General features: G+C 67.4%; 1 protein-coding gene. It reads right to left on the minus strand.

Annotation, left to right across the window (positions count from 1 at the left end; genetic code table 11):
• Window positions 1–654, minus strand: a 654-nt coding sequence (locus ACYVID_RS18185; RefSeq protein WP_460739485.1) for an ISL3 family transposase, incomplete at both ends; no start/stop codon positions are given.

Here is a 654-nt window from a genome sequence, read left to right on the forward strand (position 1 = left end):
GAAGACCAGCCGTAGGCCTTCTTTGAGGAGGTAGGCGCGGTAGAGGCGGGTGTCGTTGACCGCGAGCCACTCGAGCTTGGCTTGTTGACGTTCGGTGAGGTCCTCGGGGTTCTTCCACAGCGAGTAGCGGACCCTGGTCAGGGCGTGGACTCGTTGGGCCTCGAGATGTGGCGGATCGTGCCTGGCGGGGCGTCCTGGGCGCTTGGGGTTCGCCCGCAGTGCCTTCTTCGCATCGCGCCAGGCCTGCAGCCGCAACTCGCCGAGGGCGTCGTTGGCCCACTTCACGACGTGGAAGGGGTCAGCGACCTGGACCGCGTCGGGGCAGTTGGTGGCGACGACGTCGGCGATGTACTTCGCCGAATCAGCCGAGACGTGGGTGATCGCCGCGCACCGGTCGGGACCGAGGGCGGTGAAGAACTCCTGCAGCGTGGCCTTGGACTGGCCTTTGCCGGCCCACACCAGCCGGCCGGTGTCGTGGTCGATGACGACCATCAAGAACAGACGTCCGCGGCGGTAGGAGACCTCATCGATCCCGATCCGCGACAGCCCGGCCAGCTGGTCGACGCATCCGCCGGTATCGGCCCAGACCCGGGTGATGATCGACCCGACGGTGCGCCACGCGATGCGCATCAACACCGTCGCGGCGCTCTTGGA

Source organism: Nocardioides ginkgobilobae, from assembly GCF_054781275.1.